At 72.4% G+C, this 18931-nt stretch carries 13 protein-coding genes; 8 read left to right on the top strand and 5 right to left on the bottom strand.

The features are described 5' to 3' along the window. Positions 1-265 precede the first annotated feature (265 nt). Genes OVA28_RS15460 through OVA28_RS15440 form a run of 5 tightly spaced genes read left to right on the top strand, consistent with a single transcriptional unit; the run spans position 266 to position 8660 of the window. On the top strand, positions 266-1087 hold the full coding sequence (locus OVA28_RS15460; protein WP_194660204.1) for a glycosyltransferase family 2 protein: 822 nt from the start codon (positions 266-268) through the stop codon (positions 1085-1087). Beyond that, the gene (locus tag OVA28_RS15455) at positions 1084-2052 is read left to right on the top strand and encodes a glycosyltransferase family 2 protein (RefSeq protein WP_194660205.1); all 969 of its coding nucleotides are present in this window, start codon (positions 1084-1086) and stop codon (positions 2050-2052) included. Before OVA28_RS15460 ends, OVA28_RS15455 begins: the two co-directional genes overlap by 4 nt. Next, positions 2049-5627: a glycosyltransferase gene (locus OVA28_RS15450; RefSeq protein ID WP_268097571.1), complete on the top strand. Its 3579-nt coding sequence runs from the start codon at positions 2049-2051 to the stop codon at positions 5625-5627. The genes OVA28_RS15455 and OVA28_RS15450 overlap by 4 nt, the downstream gene beginning before the upstream one ends. Then, on the top strand, positions 5614-7695 hold the full coding sequence (locus tag OVA28_RS15445; protein WP_268097569.1) for a DUF7402 domain-containing protein: 2082 nt from the start codon (positions 5614-5616) through the stop codon (positions 7693-7695). The genes OVA28_RS15450 and OVA28_RS15445 overlap by 14 nt, the downstream gene beginning before the upstream one ends. After that, entirely contained in the window at positions 7692-8660 is a 969-nt protein-coding gene (locus OVA28_RS15440) for a glycoside hydrolase family 16 protein (protein WP_194660208.1), read from the top strand. The genes OVA28_RS15445 and OVA28_RS15440 overlap by 4 nt, the downstream gene beginning before the upstream one ends. Before the next feature lie 136 nt (positions 8661-8796). On the opposite strand, the gene OVA28_RS15435 is transcribed toward OVA28_RS15440, so the two are convergent. From OVA28_RS15435 to OVA28_RS15420, 4 genes are all read right to left on the bottom strand, one after another. Then, positions 8797-10065 (bottom strand): glycosyltransferase family 4 protein, encoded by a 1269-nt coding sequence (locus tag OVA28_RS15435; RefSeq protein ID WP_268097568.1) that lies wholly within the window; start codon positions 10063-10065, stop codon positions 8797-8799. Further along, positions 10062-11405: a lipopolysaccharide biosynthesis protein gene (locus OVA28_RS15430; RefSeq protein WP_228504876.1), complete on the bottom strand. Its 1344-nt coding sequence runs from the start codon at positions 11403-11405 to the stop codon at positions 10062-10064. The genes OVA28_RS15435 and OVA28_RS15430 overlap by 4 nt, the downstream gene beginning before the upstream one ends. A gap of 262 nt (positions 11406-11667) precedes the next feature. After that, a complete protein-coding gene (locus OVA28_RS15425) occupies positions 11668-12576 on the bottom strand; it encodes a beta-1,6-N-acetylglucosaminyltransferase (RefSeq protein ID WP_268097567.1) in 909 nt (302 codons plus the stop codon). Between the two features lie 103 nt (positions 12577-12679). After that, on the bottom strand, positions 12680-12886 hold the full coding sequence (locus tag OVA28_RS15420) for a hypothetical protein (protein WP_268097566.1): 207 nt from the start codon (positions 12884-12886) through the stop codon (positions 12680-12682). Positions 12887-13044: 158 nt separating this feature from the next. On the opposite strand from OVA28_RS15420, the gene OVA28_RS15415 reads away from it, so the two are divergent. Continuing rightward, the gene (locus OVA28_RS15415) at positions 13045-14358 is read left to right on the top strand and encodes a glycosyltransferase family 2 protein (RefSeq protein ID WP_268097565.1); all 1314 of its coding nucleotides are present in this window, start codon (positions 13045-13047) and stop codon (positions 14356-14358) included. A gap of 548 nt (positions 14359-14906) precedes the next feature. Here OVA28_RS15415 and OVA28_RS15410 read toward each other — a convergent pair. Then, the gene (locus OVA28_RS15410; RefSeq protein ID WP_268097564.1) at positions 14907-16238 is read right to left on the bottom strand and encodes a glycosyltransferase; all 1332 of its coding nucleotides are present in this window, start codon (positions 16236-16238) and stop codon (positions 14907-14909) included. A gap of 303 nt (positions 16239-16541) precedes the next feature. Between OVA28_RS15410 and OVA28_RS15405 the strand changes: the two genes are divergently transcribed. Continuing rightward, entirely contained in the window at positions 16542-17801 is a 1260-nt protein-coding gene (locus tag OVA28_RS15405) for an ABC transporter substrate-binding protein (protein ID WP_268098227.1), read from the top strand. A gap of 97 nt (positions 17802-17898) precedes the next feature. Beyond that, positions 17899-18921, top strand: a complete 1023-nt coding sequence (locus tag OVA28_RS15400) for a carbohydrate ABC transporter permease (RefSeq protein ID WP_442780803.1) — start codon at positions 17899-17901, stop codon at positions 18919-18921. Positions 18922-18931 lie beyond the last annotated feature (10 nt).

The following is an 18931-nucleotide window of genomic DNA, read 5'->3' as shown; positions in this document are numbered from 1 at the left end:
CGCGCCCCGCGGGCCGTTGCGGGTTTCCGTATCCGCACTCGGTGGTCCGCAAGGGACCGCACATCGCATTGACCCTCACCTCCGCCGCCGCGATGGTGGGAATCACCAGGGAACGGCGTACCCCCGTTCCTGACCACCAGGCGGGGGCACTCGACTCCGCAGGCATCGTCGCCGACGTCTCAGCGTCTCGTCCTCCGTCACCCACGGACGACCGTTCGCTTCCCACGAACTCATCCGTATGCCCCCTGAACCCGACAGGAGCACCATGTCCGCCAGCACCTCCCGACCCCGAGACCCCCGCGTCTCAGTCGTCATCCCCGCTCGGAACGAAGCGAGGAACCTCGAGATCATCCTCCCGAAGCTCCCGCCCGTGTACGAGGTGATCCTCGTCGACGGCAACTCGGTCGACGACACGATCGCCACCGCCCAGCGCCTGATGCCGTCGATCAAGGTCGTGCAGCAGACCCGCAAGGGCAAGGGCAACGCCCTGGTCTGCGGTTTCGAAGCCGTCACCGGCGACGTCGTCGTCATGTTCGACGCCGACTGCTCCGCCGACCCCGACGAGATCCCGCGCTTCGTCGACGCCCTCGTCGCCGGCGCTGACGTCGCGAAGGGCACCCGCTACGCCCTCGGTGGCGGCAGCGACGACATCACGATCGTCCGAAGCCTGGGCAACCGTGGCCTGAACGTCGTCAGCAACGTCCTGCTCGGGGCGCGCTACACGGACCTCTGCTACGGCTACAACGCCTTCTGGGCCGACACGCTGCCGAAGATCGGCCTGCTGTCCTCGACGCTGCCGAAGCCGACCGACGGCTCGATGCTCTGGGGCGACGGCTTCGAGATCGAGACCATCCTCACCTGCCGCTGGTCCGCCGCGGACCTGGTCATCTCCGAGGTCCCGAGCCACGAGAAGCTCCGCGTGCACGGCACCAGCAACCTCAACGCCATCACGGACGGCATCCGCGTCCTGAAGTCGATCATGCACGAGCGTCGTCGGGCCACCGCTGCCCAGACCCGCGCGCGCATGGCTCCCATCACCCGCGCCGTGCCGACCGCCGTGCCGGCGCTCGACGAGGAAGCGGCGTGAGCGCCCCGACCGTCGCGGTCGTCATCTGCGCGTACACCCAGCAGCGCTGGGGCGACCTGCAGGACTCCGTCGAGTCGGCCAAGCGCCAGCCCGAGGCGACCGAGGTCGTCGTCGTGATCGACCACGAGCCCGAGCTGTACCTCCGCGCGAAGGCCCGCTGGCCCGAGCTGCGCGTCGTCGAGAACTCCGAGGACCGCGGCCTGTCCGGGGCCCGCAACACCGGTGTCGCCCTGACGGACGCCGACGTCGTCGCGTTCCTCGACGACGACGCCACGGCGGACGCCGACTGGCTGCAGCACCTCGTCGCAGCGCTCGAGCTCCCCGACGTCGTCGGCGTCGGCGGCCGTGCCACGCCGTCCTGGCCCACCACGACCGGTGCCGGCCCGTACCCCGCCGAGCTGCTCTGGATCGTCGGCTGCAGCTACGCCGGTCTGCCCACCGCGGCCGGCGACGTGCGCAACGTCATCGGGTCGAGCATGGCCTTCCGTCGCGACGTGCTGCTCGCCGCCGGTGGGTTCCGCTCCGGCATCGGCCGCGTCGGCAACCAGCCGCTCGGCTGCGAGGAGACGGAGCTCTGCATCCGCATCGCCCAGGCGAAGCCGTCCTCCCGCATCCGCTACGAACCGCGCTCCAACGTCTCGCACCGTGTGTCCCCGGACCGGGTCGAGATGCGCTACGTCCGTCGTCGCAGCTACTACGAGGGCATCTCCAAGGCCGTCCTCAGCCGTCGTGTCGGCACGGGCGACTCCCTCTCGAGCGAGTCGACGTACCTGACGAAGGTGCTCCCCGGCGCGCTGCTGCGGGAACTCGGTGGGCTCGGACGCGGCGGTGGGACCCGTGCGTTCGCGATCGCCCTGTCCGTGGCGTCGACGATCACCGGCTACGCCGTCGGTCGGGTCCTCGGTGGCGTCGTCGTGTCGCCGGCCGCCCCGGTCACGGCGCCGCAGACCGTCGGTGCACCGTGACCCGTTCCACCCTGGCGATGGTCATCTCGCCGGTCGTCCAAGGGCCGCTGTTCCCGACGTGGGACGGCGCCGTGTGGGTGGGCGAGGTCGACCGTGCCGACGTGCACGCCTCGAGCCACCGGGACGTCATCGCGCTCCGCGGGGCCGAGGGCTACCGGCGCGCACGGCTCCTCGTGCGTGACCACGGCGAGCCGCTCGGCTTCGTCGAGACGGAGGTCACCGAACGCCGACGCATCGGCGCGACGATCGACGTCCGCACGCTCCAGCGCGCGATCCGCCCGATGTCCGCACCCGTGACACGGCCGGCAGCAGACCAGGTGCTGCCGTCCGTCACCGTGGTGCTCTGCACCGACGGCGCCGCCGACCAGACGATGCGCTCGCTGCTCGCGGTGCGCCACGACGACTTCGACGTGCTCGTCGTCTCCCACGCGGCCGAGGCCGGGGACGCCACGGTCGTCACCATCGACGGTCGCCGCGTCACCACGATCGCCGCGCCGACGGGTGGCCTCGCCGCCGCCCGCAACGCCGGACTCCTCGCCGCGACCGGTGAGGTCGTCGCGTTCCTCGACGAGGGCGCGATCGTGGACGAGGGATGGCTCTCGGCCGTCACCGCCGCCTTCGCCGCCGACGCCGACGTGGCCTGCGTCACCGGGCTCGTCCCGAGCGCCGAGCTGCGCACCCCCGCGCAGCGCTGGCACGACGACCGCACACCGGCCGCCCGCACCGTCCGCCGCCGGGTCATCCGTCGCGACGACGAGCAGGACGACGGCCCGCTCCACCCCTTCGCGGCCTCTGCCTACGGCACCGGCGGCAACCTCGCCGTGCACCGCGCGACCGTCCTCCGGATGGGTGGGTTCGACACCGCCTTCGGTCCGGGGACCCGCGTCGGCGGTGGCGACGACCTCGACCTCTTCACCCGACTGCTGTTCGCGGGCTCCGCGATCGCCGTCGAACCGGCCGCCATCGTCTGGCAGCGCTCAGCGGACGACGTCGCGTCGCTCCGTGCGGCAGCTGCGGCGCACGGCCACGGACTCGGAGCATGGATGACCAAGAACGCCTTCGACCGGGAGACGCTCACCGCGTCGGTCGACGCCGCGCCCGGGGCCGTCAGCGCCTTCGCGCGGCTCGGTCTCGAGCAGGGTGACCACGCCTCCGACCTCGGCGCGCTCGCACGCCGTGCGACGGGTGTCGAGCCGGACGCCGACACCGGCGCCGTGCCGGCGGACGCCGTCGACGCGGAGTTCCGCGCGACGAAGCACCGCCTGCGCGGTGTCGAGCGACGCTCCGTGCTCACCGCACCGTTCCTCGCGCTCCGCGAACGCCTCGGAGGCGCCGGCACGATCGACCGCACCGCCCGCGGTCGTCACGAACTGGAGCGCGGCCTGAGCACGGCCGGTCCCGCACGGACCACCGAGAACGGTGCCATGGGCCCCATCGCGCGCCTCGTCGCCGCCGGCATCGTCCTGGCGACGCTGCTCCTCGCCGCGATCGGCACCCTCGCCGGGCTGCCGGTGCTGCGCGCCAGCGCCATCGCCGTCTACCTCTTCGCACTGCTCGGGGTCGCCCCGCTGCTGCTCGTCCGTCCGATGCCGCTGGCCCGGTTCGCGGCGTTCGCCGTCACCGCGTCGCTCGTCGGCACGATCGGCATCGGGTACACGATGGCGACGTTCCACATCTGGGCACCCGTCGTGCCGTTCGTCGGCGTCACGGTGCTGACGGCCCTCGCCCTCGCGATCGCCGTCCCGCGCGACGTCGCCGACCTCCGCCGCAGCCGCCTCGCCACTCCCGAGGGCACCCTCCGCGCCCGCTGGGGCACCACGGCGACGGTCACCACGCTGACGCTCGTCGGCCTGGCGATCGTGGTCGTCTCCGCACTCACGCACGTCGGCGACCCCGTCCCGGCCGGCCTGTTCGGCTCGCTCGGCCCGGGACTGGCCATCGGGCTGCTGGTGATCGTCGCGGCGGCCGTCGTGGCGCTCGTCCGTGGGCGTGGCGTGGCCGTGCCCGTCGTGGTCCTCGGCGGCGTCGTCCAGCTCGCCCAGGCGATCACGTACGGCATGCCGACCGTGACCGCGGCAGCGCGCCACATCGGCGTCCTCGAGTACATCCGTCGGTTCGGCGGCACGAACCCGACCGCCGACATCTTCCAGACCTGGTCGGGGCTCTTCGCCGCCGGTGCCTGGGTCGCCGACGTCGGCGGCATCGTCAACACGATGCTCATCGCCGCGTGGTTCCCCGTGCTCCTGGCGTTCACCACCACGATCGCCGTCGGCGTCCTCGCAGCCAGCTGGCTGCCCGGTGCCCGTCGCCCGTGGATCGCCGCGTTCCTGACCGCGATGACCGGTTCGCTGAACACGACGTACTTCTCCCCGCAGTCCACCGGCATCCTGATGTCGGTCGTGATCCTGGTGCTCGCCACCGGCCAGCTCCGCACCGCGGTCCTGACCGGACCCGACGGCGAGCCCGTGGAGACGCTGCGTGCCCGCAAGGTCGGGCTGTCCCGGCTCATCGCGATCGGCGGCATCGCGATCGTCCTCGCCGTGACGCACCAGATCTCGCCGTACCTGACGGTCGCGGCGCTCGTCACCCTGGTCGTCTTCCGCCTGCTCCGTCCGTGGTGGCTGCCGGTCGTGGTCCTCGTCCCCGCCGTGGTGTTCGCGCTGCTCAACGACGACGTCCTCGGCAAGTTCCTGTCGCTCGCCGCCGTCGGCCGGGTGCTCGACAACGTGCAGCCCCCGTCGCACGACATGACGGTCCTCCCGAAGCCACTCGTCACCCGCCTGGCGTTCGACATCCCGGCCGCCGCGCTCATCGTGCTCGGGCTGATCGCGCTCCTCACCGTCCTGCTCCGTCGGGACCGGCTGCACTGGGGCCTGCTGGCCGCAGCGGCGAGCCCGATCTCCCTGCTCGTCGCCACGAACTACGGCCAGGAGGGCATCTTCCGCGTCGTCCTGTTCGCCACCCCGTGGATCGCGATCCTCGCCGCGGCGCTCCCGGCTCCGGCCGGCCGCCTCGCCTGGTCGGGACGTCTGGTGGAACGCTCGATGCGTCCGACCGCCGTCAAGTACGCGGTGGCGGCCGCCGGGGTCGCGGCGCTCGTCGCGGTCGGGGCGTTCGGCCAGACCGCGCTCGACTGGAACCGCGTCCCGACGCGCAGCCAGTCCGAGGCGACGCAGCTCTACGACCGGACGGCACCGAAGGGCTCCCTGATGCTCCTGACGGGCTCCGCGAACGCCGTGCCGAGCAACACCGGCTCCCGGTACTTCGACGTCAACTACCTGTCGCGGGAGGTCCTCGGGGCGTACCCGGACCCGACCGGCTCGTACGACGCCACCGCTGACGTGTCGAAGATGACCCGGGACCTCGTCAGCACCTGGCCGGCCACGAAGTACTACGCCCTGGTGGCGGAGCCCTTCGGCGCCTACGACGAGCGCTACGGGTACCAGAGCGACGCCGACTACCAGCAGCTCGGCGCGGCGATGGAGAAGTCCCCGTACTGGGAGCGCGTCTGGTCCTCCGGCACCACCGCGATGTACCAGCTGACCCCGGCGGGACTGCGTCATGGCGCCGAGTAGGGCCAGGCACCGACGGGCTCGGCGAGGGATCGCCGCGCCCGTCGCGGCCGTCCTCGTCGCCGCGGTCGCCGTCGTCGGCCTGGTGGTCGGCCCCGTGGCCGCGAACGCGTGGACCGGTGCGACCAGGACGTCGTCAGCGTCGACGACGTCCGGCTCGACCACGTACGGCACGGCAGCGGTCACCCGGGCGACCGGCACCACGGCGAGCGGCGCGGCCGACTGCAGCGCCGGCCGTGTGCTGACCGTCGTGGCCCACGCCGACGACGACCTGCTCTTCGACGGCACCGCGCTCCGCACGGACGTCGACGCCGGGCGCTGCGTGCGCTCCGTCGTCGTGACCGGCGGCGACGCCGGCAAGCCCGCCTGGTACTGGCAGGGTCGCGAGGACGGCCTGATGGCCGCGTACGCGAACCTGGCCGGCGTCGCCCCGCAGTGGGCGTCCGGCACGCTCACCGCCGGCGGCAAGACGCTCCGCACCGCGACGCTCACCACGAACCCGCGTCTGAGCCTGGTCTTCCTGGAGCTGCCCGACGGCAACGTCGACGGCTCCGGCTTCGCCGCCGACGGCAGCGAGAGCCTGCAGAAGCTGTACCAGGGCGGCATCACGACGATGCACACGCTCACCGGAGCGGCCCAGCCCACGACGTACACCCTGCCGCAGCTCAAGGCCACGCTGCTCGGGGTCATGCAGGACTTCGCCCCGACCGACGTCCACACCCTCGACCACGTGGGCGGCTACGGCGACGGGGACCACAGCGACCACCACACGATCGGCTACCTGACCGACCAGGTGCAGAAGCAGTACACCGGCACGCACGCCTTCACCGGGTACATGGGGTACCCGATCGCGAACCGTCCGTCGAACCTCACCCAGGCGCAGACCGACGCCAAGGGCGCCGTGTTCTACACGTACGCCGCCCACGACGGGGAGACCTGCGCCTCGTGGCAGGCCTGCTCCTCGAAGCCGGAGGGCTCGTGGCTGAGCCGCCAGTACACCGCCGGTTCGAGCGTCCCGACGACCCCCGGCAACCCCACGAACCCGGGAGGCACCACGCCGACCGAGCCGACGAGCCCGACCCGCGGCACCGACGTCACCGGCACGGCCACCGTCACGGCCAGCGGCGAGAACGCGGCCGACGGGCAGACGGCGAAGAAGGCCGTCGACGGCGTCTTCAGCGGCTACCCCGACGCCCCGACCGCCGAGTGGGCGGTCCCGTGGGGCGGTGTCGGCACCTGGATCCAGCTCGGCTGGTCCGGCGCGACGACCATCGGCGAGGTCGACCTGGCCGACCGTCCCAACGCCGACGACCAGGTCACCGGCGGCACCCTCACGTTCTCCGACGGCTCGAGCCTGACCGTCCCGACGCTCGACAACGGCGGCGCCGTGACCCGCCTGGCGTTCACGGCCAGGAAGGTCACGTGGGCCCGGTTCACGGTCACGGCCGTCAGCGGCAGCACCCGGAACGTCGGCCTCTCCGAGATCCGCGTCTACGGTCCGGCCACGTCGTCCACGCCGAGCCCGACGCCGACACCGACCCCCACGTCGACCCCGACCTCGACGCCCACCGCGACCCCGACGTCGACCCCCACCGCGACGCCGACGGGGACGCCCACCGCGACACCCACCCCGACGCCCACGCCGACGTCCGCCGACATCACCGGCAGCGCGACCCCGACCGCCGCGTGGGACAACCCCGCCGACGGCCAGACCGTCGCCAAGGGCGTCGACGGCATCGTGTCCGGCTACCCGAAGAACTCGGCCGCCGAGTGGGTCGCACCGTGGGGCCGCACCGGCGTCTGGTTCCAGCTCGACTGGTCGTCGTCGGTCTCCCTGCAGCGCATCGTCCTGAACGACCGGCCGAACCTGTCCGACCGGATCACGAGCGGCACCCTGACGTTCTCGGACGGCAGCCAGGTGCAGGTTGGTTCCCTGCCGGACGACGGCTCGGCCCTGACGGTCGACTTCAGCGCACGGAACGTCAAGTGGGTCCGCTTCACCACGACCGGGGTGTCGAACAGCACCACGAACGTCGGGCTCTCGGAGATCCGCGCGTGGGGAGTCCGGTGACGGACACGTCACTCGACGACCCACCGGTCGACGACGACGCCGCCGCGGCGCACGGAGCCGCACCGGCCCACGGTGAGGGGCTCGCACGCCACCGCCCGACGCACCGCCCGACACACGGTCGCGGCGCCCGGCGTCTGGCGCTCGGCGTCGGCGCCCTGGTGCTGGTCGCCGGTGTCGTCGCCGCGTCGGTGACGAGCACCGCCGACCAGGACAGCCACGACCCGAGCGGAGTGACGATGCCGACCACCGACGGTGACGGGTGGAACCGCGTGTTCTCCGAGGACTTCGCCGACACCACGCCCACCGGCGCCTTCGAGGGCACGTACGCCGACCGGTTCTCCGTCTACCACGGCTTCGCGGACACCGCGGGGACCGGCCGCTACCAGGCCGACGTGCTCACGGCTCACGACGGCATGCTCGACATGCGGCTCCGCACCACGAAGGCCGGCACACCGCTCGCCGGCGGCGTCGTCCCGCTCATCGACGGCCAGTGGGGCGGCCAGACCTCCGGCCGCTACACCGTGCGCATGCGGAGCGACGAGGTCGCCGGGTACGGCGTCGCGATGCTCCTCTGGAGCGACCAGAACGTCTGGTCGGACGGCGAGATCGACTTCCCCGAGGGTGCGCTCGGCGCGCCGGCCTGGCTGAACGTGCACTGCCTCGCCGACCCTGCCGAGAAGTGCGTCCACCTCGAGACCGGGGCGTCCCTGGCCGACTGGCACACCTACACGATCGAGTGGACACCGACGCGGATGTCGTTCCTCATCGACGACGAGGTCGTCGGCTCCACCACGGAGAACATCCCGACGGCGCGGATGCACCTCGTCATCCAGGCGGGCTCCAACGACGGCAACCCACCGGCCGACGCCGACGGGTCCCTGCTCATCGACTGGATGACGATCGACGTCCCGGCCGACGGTGCGGCGCCGGAGGCGACACTGCCGACGCAGCCGGCGGCCGGCTGAGCGGTCACCGCGTCACGGACGGGAGGCTCGGTGCCAGCTGGCACCGAGCCTCCCGTCCGTCGTGTGGTGGCGACACGACGAGGTGGCCGGCCCCGACGGGACCGGCCACCTGACTGTGTCGTGCGTCGGGCTCGCGTCAGCGGCGTCCGTGGGCCCGGAGCGCGCGGAGCAGCCCGGTCAGGTGCGGCTCGGGGCCGTAGTGCTCACGGACCCACTCGCGGCACCGTGCGCCGAGGGAGGGGTCGTGCACGGCCTCGTCGAGGACGTCGAGCACCTTCTTCGCGAGCGCCGCGGTGTCCTCGGGGTCGACGGTGAACCGTGCCCACTCGCCCGCGAGGATCTCGCCGGTCCCACCGGAGGCGGCCGCGACGACCGGGCGTCCGGCGGACATGGCCTCGACGACGACGCGGCCGAAGCCCTCCGGCTCGATCGAGGGCACGACGACCAGGTCGGCCGCGTGCAGGAGCGGGACGACGTCGTCCCGCTCGGGCAGCACGAGGACCGAGCCGTCGGGGAGCGCGTCGATCGCCCGCTGCACGGCGGGGGCGTCGGCGGGGTAGAGCGCGCCGGCGAGCACCAGGAGGGGCTCTAGGCGCGGGGCGCTGGAGCTGCTGGAGCTGCTCGAGCCGCTAGAGCCGCTCGTGACGGTCGTCACGGGCAGGCGGTCGGAGGCCGCGGCGAGGACGCGGCCCCAGGCCTCGAGCAGGGCGAGCACGCCCTTGGACGGGGTGAGCCGTCCGTAGTACAGGACCGTGGGCGTGGCGTCGTCGATGCCGAGCGCCACGCGGGCGGCGTGCACCTGCGTCGGCGTCGACGCGGGGAAGGCGTCGGTGTCGACCCCGTTCGGGACGACCGTGATGCGCTGCGGCGGCACACCGGCTGCGGCCCAGGCACGCGCCATCGCGTGCGAGACCGCGAGGTACTCGGTGCGTCCGCCGGCCAGCAGCCCGAGGCGTGCGTAGTTCGGTGCGTGGTGCAGGTGGACCACGAGCGGGACGCGGGCGACCGTCGAGACCAGCCGACCCCACGGCAGGAACTCCGGCCGGTTCAGCCAGAGCACGTCGAGGCGGGCCCGGCGCAGTGCGAGGCCCTGGCGGACGAAGCGGACGGCGTCACCGAACGCGGACCGCAGCGTGAAGCGGTAGTCGCTCGCACGGTGCAGGCGGACGCCGAGACGGTCGTAGGGTGCACGGCCGGCGTCGGCGGGACCGGTGAGCGCGGGGCGGTGCCAGACCTCGACGTCGAGGCCGGCGGCGACGAGGTCGCGGGTGTCCTCGAGGACGCAGCGTTCCACACCGCCCGTGATCGCGAGGCCGTTCGTCACGACGCCGACCCGTGGGGGACGCGTCGCGGTGGTCTGGTGCCGTCGGCGCGGACGCCGACGGTCGATGCCGCGGTGGCTCATGCGACACCGCCGCGAGCCGCGCGCAGGCGGCGGAAGAACCAGGGCATGCAGGCGAGGACACCGGCGACCCGGACGCAGTTCCAGAACAGGTCCTGCGGCACGAACACCGAGATGCCGGCGACGAGGAGGGACCCGAGGACGACGAGGACCACGCGGAGCTGCGGGCCACGCCACTCACGGCGGTCGGACAGCGCCCACTGCTGCATGGCGGCGAGCCCGGCGTACGCCACGACGGTGGCGACGCCTGCCCCGGCGATGCCGAGGACCGGCACCAGGAGCAGGTTGGCGCCGATGTTCACGGCGCCGGCGATGGCACCGATCACCCCGACGGCGACACCGCGGCGCTCGACCAGCAGGAGCCTGCCGGTGGCACCGCTCGCGACGACCGGGAAGGCGGTGATGGCGACGACGAACACCACGACGGTGAGGTCCTGCACGCGGTAGGAGGCCGGCGCCAGGATCGGCAGCGCCACCGGCGACACCAGGGTCACGGCGAGGAGCACGGGGGCGAGGAGCTTGTACAGCTCGTCGCGGGAGTGCATCGCGAGCTGCCGACGGGCGACGCCGTCCCGGAGGGCGGCGAAGTGCGGCGCCCAGGCCTGGTTCGTGAAGGTCAGCAGGAGGATGACGGCCGACCCGACGACGTAGGCGATCTGGTAGCGGGCGACCTCGTCCGGGCCGAGCAGCCGCTGCACGACGAGGCGGTCCCCGGCGTTCAGCACGAAGTAGGACAGGCTGCCGAGGGCGATCGGGATGCCGAGGCGGAACGCCCTGGCGGTCGTCTTCCGGTCCAGGAGCCCGGCCAGGCGCGGCTTCGTCGCCGCGATGCCGATGACCATGGCCGCGCCCTGCGCGACGACGCCGCCCCACGCGTAGGTGGTGGCGTCGGCGCGCACGAAGGTGAGCAGCCCGAGCCCGATGATCGAGCCGCCGATGGAGGAGAGGAGGCTCGTCACGGCGAAGACCTTGATGCGGTCCTGCGCGACGAGGAGCGCGAGGGAGATCTGCACGATCGCCGCGGGGCCGGTCCACAGCACGGCGACGAGGAGCAGCGGGTGGTTGCCGATGAACCCGGCGGCGTCGCCCCAGAGCGGGATGGTCGTCAGGGCGATGACCGTGACGATGCTCGCCGTGATCATGCCGACGGCGAGCAGCCCGCGGGCACGGGTGTCGGCACCGTCCTCGGCGCGCTGGAGCACCGACGCCTGGTCGATGCCCATCACCGCGAGGACGACGAGCGCCTGGTACAGAGCGATCGCGGACGCCAGCACGCCGAACTCCGCGGGCGGCATGAGGTGCGCCAGCACGGGGGAGATGAGCGAGGAGACGACGAGCTGCATCGACCAGACGACGACGTACAGCAGGCCGCGGCCGAACAGGACCGACGCGCCCTTGCGGACGGCGACGCTGCCCGTGTCGAGGGACGCCGTCGCGTCCTCGGTGGGAGCGAGGTCCGGGACGGTGATGGTGCCGGTCGCGGTGGCGCCGGGGGCAGGAGCAGCGGCGGCACCGGGTGCCGGGGCAGCGGTCGGTGCAGCAGTGGTGGGGGTGCCGGCGGCGGCGTCGCGGGCGGCGCGGGCTTCGCGGCGGGTCTGGGGGCGCTCACGGTGCGACCACCTCGCGGGCGGCCGCGGTGCGCAGGTCGAACGCGGCGTCGACGACGTCGAGCAGGTCGGAGCTCACGGCGGTGGAGAACTTCCGCGCGAACACGTGCTGGGGCTGTTCGCCCGGCTCCGTCCGACGCTCGAGCAGGCGCCCGGCGTCGGCGGTGGTCAGCCACGGCGGGCTCTTCTGCGCGGTGCCGTCCCACCCGATCCACCAGAGGGCGTGCGGGACGTGCTCGTCGGCGAAGTCCGGCACGAGGGCGGGGGAGCGCAGCACCGACGGCACGAAGGTCTCGTCCGCGATCCACACGCGCTTCCAGAACCGGACCAGGTCCGGACGGCTGTCGACGACCTCGACGACGGCCTCGGCGTGGTGCCTGGCGAGGACCTTGAGCTGCGAACCACCGGCGAAGACCACGTCACGCGGGACCCGGCGCGGCAGCGGCACGCGGAGCATGTGCTTGCGCCACGCCCAGTGCGGGAAGCGGATCCGCGAGGTCCCGCCGTCCCGACCCCACGCGGGGTGCGGCAGCGGGCGGGCGTCGACGAACGACTCCTCGGGGTGCGCCGCGAGCAGGTCCCGGATCTCCGACGCGTTCGCCAGCGGGTAGTCGCTCCCGGTCAGGAGCGCGACGTGCGAGGCGTCCGTCTCGGCGAGTGCCGCACGGTACCCGGCGACCTCGGCGGCGACGTTCTCCCACTTCGCCCACCCGGTGCGGATCCGGGGCAGCACCCGGACACGGTCGGGCAGGCCGTCCGTCATCTCCCGGAAGACGGACTCCGGGGTGCGCGCGTCGCAGTGCAGGAACACCGGGAACGGATCGAGCGCCTCGACGAGTCGGCGCACGTGCCGTGGGTCCTCATGGGCGAGGACGATGCACGCGAGAGCGGCTGGGGAGATGGCCATGGACGCGACGCTAACGGCGGCGTTCCCGCGCCGACAAGGCGATCAGGGGCCGACTGCGGGGAAGCGGCGGTTTCCCGCACCCACCCGCCGATCCGGGGTGTGATCAGCGTTTCTTGCGGAACCGGGGGCAGTCGCACAGCGCGCAGTCACTGCCGCGTCGGTAGTGCTCGTGCGCCGCCTGCTGGTGGCCGCAGACGCAGGTCGCGGTGTCGGCCGCCAGGTCCAGCACGACGGGGGCGTCGTCGGACGCGCGGTCGGTGCCGTCGGTCGTGCTGATGACGCCGAGCTCGGTCGTTGGGCCCAGCGGCATGCGTCCTCCTCGTGCCCGACGTGCTGCCGTCGGGTCGTACGCTGATTCTAGGGGGAACACGCCGCTCACGTAGCGGCAAACCGCAAGAGCCGCGACCGTCGCCGCAACCGCCCGCCAGCGGCGTTGACCCCGCCCCCGGCCACCGGAGCATCGACGACATGACCGACCCCCAGGCGACCACGACCCGTGTGCTCACGATCACGCCCGCCATGCCCTCGCCCGACGCCCCGGCGTGGGCCGGTGCGGCCTGGGTCGGCGCCGTCGACCGGCAGGAGGCGCTCGCGGCGTCCGCCGTCGAGCTCGCCGGTGCCGCCGGCTTCCGCCGGGCCCGCCTGCTCGTCCGTGACGGCCGCGAGGTCGCCGGCTTCGTCGACGTGGCCGTCGACGCCAGCGGCGACGTGGACCTGGCCGAGCTGGGACCGGCCCTCGACGCGCTCCGCACCACGAGCCTCCCGTCCGGCCCCGCCGGCACGCCGGTCGGCCGCGTCTCCGTCGTCATCGGCACCCGCGACCGTCCCGACGACGTCCGCACCTGCGTGCAGTCCGTCCTGGCGTCGGCGTACGACGACTTCGAGGTCTTCGTCGTCGACAACGCCCCGTCCACCACCGCGACCCGCGACGTGGTCGCGTCGTTCGCGGACTCGCGCGTCCACTACGTCCTGGAGGCCCGACCCGGCGTCTCCCGCGCACGGAACGCCGGTCTCGCCCTCGCCTCCGGCAGCGTGGTCGCCTTCGTCGACGACGACGTCGTCGTCGACCGGTCCTGGCTCGCCGGCGTCGCCGACGCCTTCGCCCGCGACGCGGACGTCGTCTGCGTGACCGGACTCGTGCCGAGCGGCGAGCTGCGGACCCCCACGCAGCGGTACTTCGACGAGCGGGTGACCTGGGCGCGGAACCTCGAGCGCCGGGTGTTCCGCACCGCGACGCCGCCGGCCGACCTGCCGCTGTTCCCGTTCTCCGTCGGCGCGTTCGGCACCGGCGCGAACATGTCACTCCGACGCGAGCCCGCGCTCGCCCTCGGCGGGTTCGACGTCGCCCTCGGCCCGGGGACCCCGTCCCGCGCGGGCGAGGACCCCGACCTGTTCACCCGCGTGCTGCTCTCGGGCGGGGCGCTCGCCGTGGAGCCCTCCGCCTTCGTGTGGCACCGGCACCGTTCCGACCGGGCGGCCCTGCGGTCGCAGGCGCTCGGGTACGGCACCGGGCTCGGCGCCTGGGTCACGAAGCTGATGCTCCGCCCCGCGACGGCCCTCGCCGTGTTCCGCCGGGCCACCGGTGCGCTGAAGCAGCTCGGGGCGCTCGGCCAGGGTGCCGGGACCGACCAGGTGTCGGCCGCCGTGGACGCCGTGGGCGGGTGGCCCGTGGACGAGGAGTTCCGCGCTGCCACCGCCGGGCTCAAGCGGGTCGAGCTCGTCGCGGCGCTCGGCGGGCCGTGGCGGTACCTGCTCGGCCGACTGCGGTCGCGGCGGGGCTGAGGCGCGGGGCGGTCCGTCCGTCCGTCCGTCCGCTGACGGTCTGACTCGCTGGTCCGACTCGGAACGACATCGTGGTCGTCGTACGACAGCGATGGTGTCGTCTGATGCGTGCGCATGTGGTGCGTGCGCATGGTCCGACAGCGCACGCGTCATTCGACTCGTGCGATGTCGTCTGATGCGGGCGCATGTGGTGCGTGTGCATCGTCCGACACGGCATGCGTCGTTCGACTCGTGCGACGTCGGAGCATGCGCCCGGATCGACTCCGCGCGACATCGTCGACGTCGCACGACAGCGGTGGTGTCGCTGGCGTCAGGGGCCCGCAGCGCGATCCCCGCCGCGCGACATCGTGGACGTCGTACGACAGCGATGATGTCGCACGCGCGCGGCGCCCGCCGTCACGCCCGTGCCGGTCTCGACTCGGAACGACACCGTCGTCGTCGAACGACAGCCCAGCGCCACCGCCCGCCCCATGCACGACGACGCCGGGGTCACGAGGACCCCGGCGTCGGCCGGTCTACGCAGGGGCAGCAGCAGCGCTGCACGCGCCCTACGCGCGGAAGCGCCCGGCCTCCACGTCACGCCAGCGGCGACGGCTGCGGTACCAGGCGGCGGGACCGGCCGGGAAGCCGCGGAGCTCGTGGTACGCCAGGGACCGCGGGATGCGCGTGGTCGAGGCCTCGTTCGTGGTCTCGGCGGCCGCGTCACGACGACCGGCGAGCCGCGACGCCATCTGCTTCGCCTTGACCTTCGCGGCGAGCGGCATCAGGCGCGCGAGCACCGTCAGGTGGCGCTTGTCCTTCGCGGCGAGCGCGCACATGAGCGCGGTGAACCCGACGCCGTTGCCGTGGAGCTGCTTGTGCAGGTCCTCGACGGTCTGGCGGTGCCGGTGGTGCACGACGGCCTTCGGCTCGAAGCCGATGCGGCCACCGCGCCAGAGCGTCTCGATGAACATCGCCAGGTCCTCGCCGCCGCGGGCGGGGGAGCCGGCACCGAGCGTGGTGTCGAACCCACCGACGGTGTCGATGAGGGAGCGGCGGTACGCCATGTTCGCGCCGGCACCGTACGCACCGATGCCGTACACGGCGAAGGTCTTCCGGACGGTCCCGTCGGGACGCACGGCGGAGACACGGGCGTGCCGCATCGCGCCCTTGACGTCGTCGGGGACGATCGTGACGGGGGCGAAGGTGCGCTCGGCGCTGAAGCCGCCGTAGTACGCCTCGTACCAGATCTGCGCCGGGGTGGTCAGCTCGACGGGCAGGATGACACCGGTGACCGCGTCGAGGCCGGGCTCGCGGACGAACCGGGTGCCGATCGCGCGGAGCCACTGCGGGTCGACGCGGACGTCGTCGTCGGTGAACGCGATGACCTCACCGGTCGCGGCGGCCACACCGGCGTTGCGCCCGGCGGAGAGCCCCGGGCGTCGCTCGGTGACCAGACGGACGTTGCGGCCCTCGAGCATGCCGGGCAGCGCGTCGATGTCGGGGAGCTTCACGCGGTTGTCGACGAGGACGACCTCGTGGCGCGGGTAGTCGAGGTGCTCGAGCACGTCGAGCAGCTTCCCGAGGTCCTCGACGCGGTCGACGACGGTGGAGACCACGACGGAGATCGTCGGCAGGTCGTCGTCGGACACGGGGGCGTGGTCGTCGAAGGCGCCCTCCTCGACCATGGAGGAGATCAGCGGCGCGAGCGCACGGGAGGCGTCGGCCGGGTCCGCGGTGAGCAGGAGGTCGAGGGTGGTGACCGGGTACCCGTCGCGGTAGCCGATGACCAGCGCGGAGGCACCGGTCTCGTCCGCGACGAGCTCGGGCAGGGGAGCGTCGAGGTTGATGCCGATGACACGGCGCGGGCCGGGCACGTTGACGGCTGGGAGGGAGACCATGAGGGGGACGCTACGGTTCCCCCATCCTGCGGACAACGGAAGGCGGAGTCCGTGGCGGGGTTCATGCGGGGTTCCGCAGGCCCGTCCGTGGAGTGAGCGCTCACCGGCGAACTCCCCGCCGATCCGAAGGTCACACTCAGGTCACAGACCGCATGCAACCGGTTGCGCAGGGTGTGGACCGGGCGTAGCGTCACCGCCCAGCAGGCAGCGTCGCCTGCTCCAGGCCGGTGCCGTCGCGACTCGACGGGCGCTGCCTGGTGATCTCGATGAGGAGACAACGCCGTGAAGAACACACGCGAGAAGATGCGTCTTGCATCGGTGGCCGGGGTCGCCGTGATCGGCCTGGCACTGGCCGGCTGCTCGAGCGGGAGCTCGGCCTCGGACGACGCGAAGACCGGTCAGGACAGCCGCGGTCCGATCACCTACGTGCAGGGCAAGGACAACTCGAACGTGGTCCGTCCGCTGATCGCCAAGTGGAACAAGGCCCACCCCGACGAGAAGGTCACCTTCAAGGAGCAGTCCGACCAGGCCGACCAGCAGCACGACGACCTCGTGCAGCACTTCCAGGCGAAGGACGACGGCTACGACGTGGTGGACGTCGACGTGGTGTGGACGGCGGAGTTCGCCGCGAAGAGCTGGCTCACGCCGCTCACCGGCGACATGGCGATCGACACGTCGAAGCTGCTGCCGTCGACCGTGAAGACGGCGACGTACAACGACACCCTCTACGCGGCCCCGCAGACCTCCGACGGTGCGCTGCTCTACTACCGCAAGGACCTCGTCAAGACCCCGCCCACCACCTGGGCGGAGATGATGAAGGACTGCTCGATCGCGAAGGACGCCGGCATCGGCTGCTACGCCGGCCAGTTCGCCAAGTACGAGGGCCTGACGGTGAACGCCTCGGAGGCCGTGAACGGCTCCGGCGGCTCGATCCTGAACGCGAAGGGCGCCCCGGACGTCGACACGTCGAAGGCCAAGGCCGGCCTGCAGAACCTGGTCGACGCGTTCAAGGACGGCAACATCCCGGCCGAGGCGATCACGTACCAGGAGGAGCAGGGCCGCACCGCGTTCGAGGACGGCAAGCTCCTGTTCCTGCGCAACTGGCCCTACGTCTACAACCTCGCCAAGACCGACGGCTCCTCGAAGGTCAAGGACACCTTCGGCATCGCCCCGATCCCGGGCGCGGACGGCGTCGGTGCGTCGACCCTCGGCGGGCACAACGCGGCGATCAGCGTCTACTCGAAGCACAAGGCGACGGCGCACGACTTCCTCGAGTTCCTGATCTCGAACGACACGCAGAAGTTCTTCGCGACGCAGGGCTCGCTCGCCCCGGTCGTCGGTGACCTCTACACGGACTCCGAGCTGACGGCGAAGCTGCCGTACCTGCCCACCCTGCTGGAGTCGATCAAGAGCGCCGAGCCCCGCCCGGTGACGCCCTTCTACCCGGCGGTGACCAAGGCGATCCAGGACAACACGTACGCCGCGCTCAAGGGCTCGAAGAGCGTGGACGAGGCCATGAAGGACATGGACGCCGCCCTGAAGTCGGCGACCAGCAGCAACTAGCGGCTCACGCCGCATCGGACTGGAGGCTCGTGGCGACGCCGCCACGAGCCTCCAGCCCGGCCCCCACAGCGTTCCGACACCGGCAAGGAGGCCGTCAGTGTCAGCAGCAACCGAGATCCCCGCAGCCATCCCGAACCCCCAGGGGCTGGAGCCGCGGAAGCGGCGGAAGGGCGGGCTCAACGCGGAGCACGGCCGGTGGGCCGTGTACCTCATCGGCCCGACGATCCTGCTCCTCGCCATCGTCATCGGCTACCCCGTCGTCAGCGCGGTCATCCAGTCGTTCCAGCTCGACGCCGGCCTGGACAAGGCGACCGGCCTGTTCGTCGCCGGCGGCTTCGCGGGCGTCACCAACTACGTGCACTGGCTCGGACAGCGGTGCGGCGACGTCACCTGCCCACCCGGCAGCCTCGGCTCCCAGTTCTGGGTGGCGTTCGGCAACACGTTCTTCTTCACCGTCGTCACGGTCGTGCTCGAGACCGTGATCGGGCTGTGGATGGCCATCATCATGAACCGGAACTTCAAGGGCCGCGCACTCGTCCGTGCCGCGATCCTGGTGCCGTGGGCCATCCCGACCGCCGTCACCGCGAAGCTCTGGTACTTCATCTTCGACGCGAACGGCGTGCTCAACCACGTCATCGGGCACCAGGTGCTCTGGTTCTCCGACGAGTGGGCGTCCCGGTTCGCGATCGTCATCGCGGACACCTGGAAGACGACGCCGTTCATGGCGCTGCTCATCCTGGCCGGGCTGCAGCTCATCCCGGACGAGGTCTACGAGGCGAGCAAGATGGACGGCGCCTCGACGATGCAGCGCTTCCTGCTCATCACGCTCCCGCTCGTCCGGCCCGCGCTCATGGTGGCCGTGCTGTTCCGCGTGCTCGACGCGCTCCGCATCTACGACCTCATCGCCATCATGACCGGCGGCGGCGGTGGTTCCGGCAACGCCACGGTCTCCCTCTCGGTGCTCGTCGTGGACCAGATCCGGCAGGGCTTCAACGCCGCGTCGGCACTGTCCACGATCACCTTCGTCATCGTCTTCCTCGTCGCGTTCGTGTTCGTCCGGTTCCTCGGGGCGAACGTCGTGCAGACCCAGGCAGCCCAGCAGAAGGGTGAACTCAAGTGACCCTCGCAGC

It is taken from the genome of Curtobacterium sp. SL109 (assembly GCF_026672405.1).
Lineage (GTDB): Bacteria > Actinomycetota > Actinomycetes > Actinomycetales > Microbacteriaceae > Curtobacterium.
The sequence above is the reverse complement of the archived record's forward strand: the minus strand, read 5'-3'. Positions and strand labels throughout refer to the sequence as shown.